Origin of the sequence: Pseudoalteromonas sp. (assembly GCF_041629635.1) — a bacterium.
Classification (GTDB): domain Bacteria; phylum Pseudomonadota; class Gammaproteobacteria; order Enterobacterales; family Alteromonadaceae; genus Pseudoalteromonas.
Genome location: NZ_JBFKMX010000143.1, coordinates 1 through 8,966, shown reverse-complemented (window position 1 = coordinate 8,966; position 8,966 = coordinate 1). Strand labels below are relative to the sequence as shown.

Annotated in this window: 6 protein-coding genes; 3 read left to right on the top strand and 3 right to left on the bottom strand. The window is 41.1% G+C overall.

Going from position 1 to position 8,966, the window contains the following annotated elements; all coding sequences use genetic code 11:
- The coding region (locus ABYD77_RS15845; RefSeq protein ID WP_372771085.1) for an RDD family protein at positions 1 to 404 on the bottom strand (404 nt) is incomplete at its 3' end.
- Between the two features lie 476 nt (positions 405 to 880).
- Between ABYD77_RS15845 and ABYD77_RS15840 the strand changes: the two genes are divergently transcribed.
- Positions 881 to 2,965: a S8 family serine peptidase gene (locus ABYD77_RS15840; protein WP_372771084.1), complete on the top strand. Its 2,085-nt coding sequence runs from the start codon at positions 881 to 883 to the stop codon at positions 2,963 to 2,965.
- A gap of 64 nt (positions 2,966 to 3,029) precedes the next feature.
- On the opposite strand, the gene ABYD77_RS15835 is transcribed toward ABYD77_RS15840, so the two are convergent.
- Positions 3,030 to 5,039, bottom strand: a complete 2,010-nt coding sequence (locus ABYD77_RS15835) for a transcriptional regulator (protein ID WP_372771083.1) — start codon at positions 5,037 to 5,039, stop codon at positions 3,030 to 3,032.
- A gap of 118 nt (positions 5,040 to 5,157) precedes the next feature.
- Here ABYD77_RS15835 and ABYD77_RS15830 point away from each other — a divergent pair, with 118 nt between their 5' ends.
- Positions 5,158 to 6,036 (top strand): PHB depolymerase family esterase, encoded by an 879-nt coding sequence (locus ABYD77_RS15830; RefSeq protein ID WP_372771082.1) that lies wholly within the window; start codon positions 5,158 to 5,160, stop codon positions 6,034 to 6,036.
- A gap of 4 nt (positions 6,037 to 6,040) precedes the next feature.
- On the top strand, positions 6,041 to 6,838 hold the full coding sequence (locus tag ABYD77_RS15825) for a hypothetical protein (RefSeq protein WP_372771081.1): 798 nt from the start codon (positions 6,041 to 6,043) through the stop codon (positions 6,836 to 6,838).
- A 111-nt stretch (positions 6,839 to 6,949) separates the two neighbouring features.
- On the opposite strand, the gene ABYD77_RS15820 is transcribed toward ABYD77_RS15825, so the two are convergent.
- Positions 6,950 to 8,966, bottom strand: a 2,017-nt coding sequence (locus ABYD77_RS15820) for an efflux RND transporter permease subunit (RefSeq protein ID WP_372771080.1), incomplete at its 5' end; no start/stop codon positions are given.

Here is an 8,966-nt window from a genome sequence, read left to right as displayed (position 1 = left end):
GTACGGTTTTTCTCATCAATTGCTGCCCATAAAAAGCCTAATCCAAGTGGCAGCGCTGAAATGTAATAACCAATGTAACGAATTACACTTTGACCAACACTTGGCTTTTCGCCTGTTGTCGCGTCAAGCACCTTACTGTCCACAGCCATTTTCCCTGGGGTAGCTGCTTTATATACCCAGAACATCACCGTCAAAATAAAAGGTAAAATCTCATGGTTCATAAAATCATTAAATTCAAAAAAGTTAAACGGGCTCCATGACAAGTAATTTTCAAAAAAGGTGAATGCAAAAGCGGCAATTACCAATGAAAATAATATTCCATCAATGATAAGCGCTGCAAAACGTCTAAAAAAGCCTGCATATTCCACCTGTGCTGGTACTGTTTGATAGTGAAACTGTGTCATAGTGATTTCTCTTTGCTTCCTGGTTGATGACTTCATACTAGTTTGCAATGAGCAATAAATTGCCAAAAAGTGAATAACGGCTGAATTTGGTTGTTAACGGCAAAGTTGGCTGATTAATTTTAATGGTTTGGCTAACTGGCTGTGAATTGCATACAACAAGGGTTAAAGTTTCTTGGTTTGCTTGTTTTTTATACCAAAAAAATATTTTAAAGATGCTCTAGTTATAACTTCTGGTAACAAAATATTTACACTTGAGGGCTTAGAGTTTTTGCTCTCTGATGAACCCCCTTAAATAGGTACAAATGTTCCGAATCTTTCCCGTAAAGGCAATTTTACATGCCAGCTTTTATGTTTATTTTCATTTGTTTACATATGAAATTACAATTGACAGCGTTGTCTATTTTCTGTTTCTGTGACTCTTGTAAGTAGTTTGTTAACTATTTGCATTACTTCACAACAACATTAAGGCAATAGTTATGAAAGCAAAATTTAATAAAACAACACACGCTTTATTACTTTGCAGTACCTTTGCAGGCGCAGCGTTTGCGACGGATAAAGTATCGTTAGATACAGATAGCTCTGAGCGATTTATTGTTACATTAAAAGCAGATTCACTGAACATTGAACTGCCTGTAACTGCAGATACAAAACAATTACGCGAATTTAAACACAATCAATTGCAGTCAGTAGCAACTAGCGTTGGTGCTAAAACAATACACGTACTGCCAAGCACAAACTCTGTGGCTGTCGAACTCACTCAAGCAGAGCGAAATGCGTTACTACAACGTGCCGATGTGCAGTCAGTAGAGGTTGATCCAAAGCGCTACCTTCTTGCAGAAAGTACACCTTATGGCATTGGTATGGTGCAGGCGAATCAGGTAAGTGACAATTTAACCGGTAATCGCAAGGTGTGCATTATGGATACCGGTTACCAATTAGGTCACCCTGATTTACCATCTAATGGTATTACCGGTGATGATGGCTACGGCAGCAATAATACGGGCAATTGGTATAACGATGGCAATGGTCATGGTACCCATGTTGCAGGCACCATTGCGGCAATTGGCGGTAACGGGCAAGGTGTGGTTGGGGTAAACCCATCAAACCAGCTTGGCCTTCACATTGTTAAGGTATTTAACGATCAAGGAAATTGGGCGTATGGCTCCGACTTAATCCGAGCGATTGAGCAATGTCAGCAAGCGGGTGCTAATGTAACCAGTATGAGTTTAGGTGGTTCGGGTCAATCAAGCGCCGAGCGCCAAGCATTTGCAAATAGTTACGCGCAAGGTATGTTACACATTGCCGCAGCAGGTAATGACGGTAATAGTTCAATGAGCTATCCAGCGTCGTACGATGCCGTAGTATCAGTAGCGGCGGTTAATAGCAGTGAAAGCAAAGCGTCGTTCTCACAATATAACAGCCAAGTAGAAATTGCTGCGCCTGGGGTTAGTGTTAACTCAACCTGGATCAACAGTGGCTATAAAAGTATCAGTGGTACCTCAATGGCAACGCCCCATGTGTCAGGCGTTGCGGCACTTGTTTGGAGTCATTTCCCGAATTGTTCAAACCAACAAATTCGTGATGCTCTAAATGCAACGGCCAAAGATAAAGGAGCCACAGGGCGCGATACCTCTTACGGCTATGGCATAGTGCAAGCTAAAGCTGCGTATGAATATTTAGCTGGTAGTAGCTGTGGAGGAGGTACTGGAGATGCAAAGCCTGTAGCCAATTTTGCGGTACAAGTATCTGGTAAAACAGCGCAATTTAGTGATTGCTCAAGCGATGATAAAGGCATTACAAGTTATGCATGGCAATTTGGTGACGGTGCAAGTAGTGCAAGCCAAAATCCTAGTCACACCTACAGTGTTGCAGGTGATTACACGGTAAGCCTCACCGTTACCGATACAAAAGGGCAAACAAATAGCAAAACACAGCGCATTACAATTAGTGACGACAGCACGGGTGGCTGTAACGGGGTAGCTAATTGGTCAGCGGCAACTGCTTATAAAGTGGGTGATAAAGTCGCTTATCAAAGCAATCAATATGAAGCCACTTGGTGGTCAACGGGGGCGCAGCCAGATGTGTATACCAATGTTTGGAAACGCACAGGTGCATGCTCTGGTGGCGGTGGTGAAAATCAAGCACCGGTTGCTAACTTCTCATTTAATGCTACTGGCTTAGACGTGTCATTTGCACAAGCTGCAAGCGATGATAAAGGCGTTGTTAGCTATGCATGGGATTTTGGTGACAATACATCAAGTAGTGCAGCTAACCCAAGCCATAGTTATGCGCAAGCAGGCACTTATTCTGTAAGCTTAACAGTAGCGGATAGTGAAGGACTAACTAACACCAAAACACAGTCAATTACAGTGAGTAGTGATACGGGTGGTAATGGGTGTAATGGGGTAGTTGCATGGACGGCAAGTGCAATTTTCCTTGCCGGTGAGCAGGCATCTTACAATGGTCGCTTATACACAGCACAGTGGTGGACACAAGGTGCAAACCCAGAGCAAAACTCAGGCCCTTGGGATGTTTGGCAAGATGCTGGCGCATGTAAATAACATCACAAACGAGTCATAATGGTTCCATTCTCTATGGAACAAGGCAACCAATTGGTTGCCTTTTTTAATGGGTGCTTAAACTTATATTGATACGCCAAATTTGGCTTACTTGGTTGTCGAGTAAACTACAATAGAATTGTTCGTTGATAGTTGACATACGGCAGACATTTGCACTGTAATTAGCTAACTCAGCAAGAGGTGAAATAGTTTTATTTCGGGTATCAAAAGCAACATACTGCTTGTTTTTAGCGTAAATAATTTGGTTGTTTACTAGCTGCCAATTGCGCCATTGTAATAATGGGAAATCGTCAATCATTACCTCTTCTGTCTTTGAATCTAACGTTTTAAATAAACCATCTTGACTGAATTTAGTGTAATAAAGAGTACTTTGGTCAAAATAAAAACTATAACCACCATTAAACGTTATTTGCAAAGCGGTGTTTGATGAATCGCTAATTTGCCAAATATTCCACGCTTGTTGATGTTCAGCACTGACGTATAAGTTGTTATTTGTATCAAAACCAACAAAGTGAATCGCGCTAAAGTGATGTTTAATATGCTGCCATTTTGCGTTGTTAACATCATAAACATAAAGCTCATCGTTTATATTAGCGGCAATTTTAGATGCATCAACAGCCCACGCTAAATTAGATACATAGGTGATTTGCCCGTCAAAGGGCAGTATTTCTGAAGTATTAGCTGAATTAATTCTAATACTGAGCATGCCATTTAACGATTCAACATAAGCAATGCGTTCATCTATGGGTGAAGGGGTAAATTGCATTATTGTAGCTTGACGCTGAGTAAGTGCTGTAGGTGTGTTATCGTCAGTTTGTTTAGCAAGCTGATACAAGTTTGAGATAACTGAATAGTGCTCAGCATAGAGTGCATTATTGCTAGCAAAAATCCGATTAAAGGTATCAGAATAATCTAGCTGTGAGAGTGTTTTGTTTGTTGTGTCAAACTGATATAAGCCACTTTTTGCGGAAATTAATAAAGTTTGGTTATGCCACGTTAGGGATATAACACCATCTAAAAACGGAGCATTGTAACTTACAGATTGGTCATTTATGTCTAGCAATACTAAACTGTCTAGCTCGGTGGCATGGTAATTAATATAGGCAAGTGTGTGGTTATAGAGTGCAAAAATGCGATGCCCTAATGTATTGCCAACACTTTCTGGGTGAGTTAGTTGCTGCTGGCGGTGCGTTTGAGTATTCAACCCCATTAGTTTATAAGGTGACGAGTTACTTTCTCGGTAAGGGTAAATTAAGCGATTGTTATCACCGAGTGCAAGGTGCGAAATAACACTATTTCCGCAATCAAGTAATGTGGTAAGTTTTTTAGTCTGACGCTTAAATTCAACAACTTCACATTTTCTATCCGTTAAATCTATCAGCCTAGCTAAATAGATTGTATCGCCATGAGCGATAACATCAGTGTAGTATGCAGTGCTTTCAAATAATGGGCGTACACTGCCATCTTTTTGCACTGTAACCACTTGGATTAAGCCATCATTGGTTTTTTTATGTAATGCATAAAGGGTCTTTGATGTTTCATCGAAATAGGGATTAAACGTAATACCGAGCTGCTCTGTTAAAATTGCGCGTTCAGTTAGTTTTAACGCCTGAGTGGCAGGTTTTGGTTTTAGCAAAACAAAAATAGCAAATACAAAAAGTGCTGCAACAACACCAATTACCTTATTTAAACTGGATTTGGGCTTAGTCGATTTGGATATTGAAGGTGATTTATTGTTATTTGTGATAGGCGTTACAGCAAAGCGATAGCCAATTTTACTAACGGTTAAAATATAAATCGGCTGGGATGGGTTAGGCTCGATTAGTTTTCTAAGTTGGCTGATAGCGCGATTTACAGCCGCATCGCTTACTACTCTGCCTTGCCAAACATGTTCAATTAATTCATCTCGCGATAGTGCCCTCTGGCTATTACGGCAGAAAAAAATCAATAACTCAAATAGCTTCGGCTCGCATTCAACCGCCTTTCCTTCAACAGTTAAAGTGTTTTGTTGCGAATCTATTAAAATAGCATCGAAGCTAAATGAGGTTTCTATCATTATGATTTAATTAATTATTATAATTTCATTATCAAATTATCATAACTTAATTAAGCCACAATAACAGCCTTTGGTTAGTTTTAATCTCGCTTTTTATACCAACACAGAGATCAAAATAATGACAAAAATAACCCAGATACTCATACTAACGAGCTGCATCATTTCAGGCTGTGGCGGAAGTGATAGTAAAGGTGGTGAACCAATAGTTGAGCAAAATAACAACAATCCAGTATGCGGTATACGTGCCATTCCAGAGGGAGCTAATTGCCTAAAGTTTGAAGGGCGTGACAATTTAGTTTTTGGCGATACTAGCCATAATTATAAAGGACTCATTCTTACATTACATGGCGCACCGGGTTACATGGCAAAAGTTGCGGGTATTTTTGATGCGCCGATGTTAGCGCAAAAAGGCTATTTAGTAATAATTCCAGATGGTAATGGTAGCGCCTGGGAGTGGGATAGTAGCACTAATACCAACACCAGCGATGACACCCACTACATTTCAGATCTAATTGATTACGCTCATGCAAATTATACCATTGAGGGCGAAAAGGCTCGTATCTTTGGCTATTCTGCTGGTGGATTTATGGCGTATACCCTTGCATGCCAAATTCCAGAAAAATTAAATGGAATAGTTGCATTAGCAGGACAGTTCAGAGGTGATTTTAATGCTTGCACCACAAGTACAGCCGTTGCTATTCATCACCTGCATAGCCCAAGCGATACGGATGTACCGATTAATGGCCGCGCTAGTGGCAAAATAGCCAGTGTTGAAAATACAATAAACCACTGGCTGGCAATTAACGGCTGTGCACCACAATTTGAGCAAACAAATCACCCAGGGGTAACAACGAGCAGTAGTGGCACTGTCACCAATACGTGGCAAAATTGTGCAAGCCCAGTTGCATCTTCAAAACTCTTTTCTGTTCCTCATGAATCAGATTATTTAGCAGATAAACTGTATTTGATTTATCAACAAAGTATGGCTTTGGAGTAAGTTTATGCGTGTGTTACTCGTAGTTTTATTTAGCATATTTAGCTTTGCTTGCTCTGACTCTTCAACCCCATCGAAAACCTTTGAGCCCATCGGCGATAAGGTGAGTGAGCAAGTTGAGCCTAAAAGCAATGTGCAGGTACCTAATAACCAGAGCCTGAGTGCTTATCGTATTGCTATTACAGGAAACAGCCATGTTTCAGGGTTAGGTGGCGTGGTGTCATCTATCATTAAGCAAATGTCAGATGAAAAAACAGCTGAAAGCCAAATGATTGGCCATGGATTTTTAGATGTTAGCTTTAAAAGTACTAGTTCACTTGAAGCACTTGCAAACGACAACTGGTCTCACATTATTTTGCAAGGGCAGAAATATTCGCAGTCACGCACTACTAATTATTCAACAACTGGTGCCCAAAGATGGATTGCTAGAGCAAAAGACGCAGGAGTAACACCCATATTATTTCCAGAGCATCCCCAGCGTGGAGATGACACTGAGGCTAAGTATGTCTATGGTCTTCATCAAGTTATTACCGCTCAGCAAGCAAGTTGCATCGCGCCGGTCGGTTTGGTGTGGGATAGGGTACTTCAGTTAATGCCACAAATAGAGCTACATGCCACAGACGGCAACCATGCATCAGCCCTTGGCAAGTATCTAACGGCCTTGGTATTTGCAGAGGTGATTACGGGTCTACGCATTGATTCAGTGACTTTAGATCCTGTATCAGGTCTGTTGCCTGACGAACAATTGTTGATGGCCCAAGCAGTATCTGAAATCATCTTTCAGCATCCTGCTTGCCCATTTTAATGTAACAATCACTTAAAATTAGCGCTTGCGCTGATTTCCCTAAAGTGAAAGCACAAGGTCACCCTTGTGCTTTTTTTAATAAACCTGAACTCGGGTGAAGAAGTTAACTAACTAGCCCTGTTTCTTAACTCTGTAGAATCCAGCATAAAGTGCAGGTACAACACCTAAAGTTAAAACAGTACCCACCCCTAAGCCAAAGGCGATTACGCAAGCCATGCCATAAAACAAAGGATCTTTACCAATGATTAAAGGTAATAAACCCATAATCGTTGTAATCGTGGTCATTGCAATTGGGCGAAGGCGGGTTAAACAGGCATCAATAATGGCTTGATAGTTACTTTTCCCAGTTGCTTGTTCAATCGCGATGCGATCAATTAATACGATGGCATTATTGATAATGATCCCAGCAAGGCTATAAAGGCCAAGGGTCACAATAAAACCAAATGGCGCTTGCATCAGAAGCAAACCAATCACTGCACCAATAAACGACAGTGGAATGGTCAGAGAAATGACCATAGCTTTTCTGAACGAATTAAACTGTGCTACTAACAATATAATAATAAAACCAAGCACCATAGGCATATTGGCACTCAGTGCCTTTTGTCCTTCAGCGGATTCTTTAATCACACCATCGTATTCAATGGTGTGATTAACCGGCAAATCGTGTTTAAGCAGTTGAATTTGCTCATCCACAAGGGCTTTAAAATCTTCTGCAGAAAGCTTAGTGTTGCGTGCTTCTATGCTAATAGTGCGAAACATATCTTCATGATGAATAATTGAAAACTGATTAATAGGCTCAAAGTCGGCAACCTGAAACAATGGAATAGCGCGACCAGATTTTTCGGAATAGACATTTAACGTACGTAATCTATCTAAACTATTACGCTCATTTTCACCGGCGCGCAGCACAATTGGAATGATTTCATCTTGATCACGGAAGTTGGTAATCACACCGCCGCTAAAGTAGCTTTCAAGGGCTTGTGCAATTTCGCTTGAGGTAAGCCCTGCGCGTTTAGCACGGTGCTGATCCACTTTAACCGAGATTTTGGTAATCAAGTTTTCCCAATCAGTACGCACATTAATTGCATTGGGTGCAGCATGTAACACAGCCATAATTTCTTGTGCTTTTTGGTAAATGACTTCTTTATCAGGGCCTTTTACCTGCACCTTAAGAATCGAAGAATCCGATGGCCCTAAAAACATTTTACGCACGCGAGCGGATACATTAGGGAAACGTGCTTCAATTTGTGTATCCAGCTCTAATACCCGCATAGCAACATCGGTTTCTGGGGTTACATTAAGTACAATAAACCCTTTGTTTTCCGATGGGTCTTCAGGGTTAAGTGAGAGCACAAAACGCGGGCCGCTAAAACCAACATAACCAGAGAAGCTCTCAATGTAATCAAACTGCTCTTTGTTATTAAGCCACTTAAAGATTTCCTGCATCTGACGATTGGTTTCGCGCGATGAGGTGCCGCGCGGCAAGTCAATATTAACGAGTACTTGCGTACGGTCTGAATTTGGGAAAAATTGCTTAGCAACAAACTTCATTGATGCACCGGCACCAATTAGCAGCATAAACATCGCCGCTAAAAACAGTGATTTGTGTTTAAGCACCCAGTGAAGAAACTGCTCATACTTCGCATAGAATCGTGTCAATTTACCAAATTCACCCACCTCATTTGTGCTGGTTTTTGGCACTTTTATAAAGTAATAGCTCAAAATAGGCGTAACTGTGAGAGCCAATACCCAACTACTTAACAAGGTGATTAATATCACCAGCGAAATTGAGCGAGTGTATTCGCCAGCGACATGCTCAGCCAACATTAGAGGTAAAAAGAAGAAAATGGTGGTTGCTGATGAACTCAGTAACGGAATTGCCAGTTCTTTACATCCTTGCACCATGGCATTGTAGCGGTCGATGCCTTGCTCTAATCGGCGCTTAAAGTCTTCGGCAATAACAATGCCATTATCGACTAATAAGCCGAGCGAAATAATCAGGGTTGCCAAGCTCATGCGCTCAAGCTTAATGCCGCTATATTGCATTATGGCAAGGGTTACTAGCATTACGAGCGGCACAATAGCACCCACAATTAAGCCGGTGCGCAGCCCTAAAAATAGGATCACT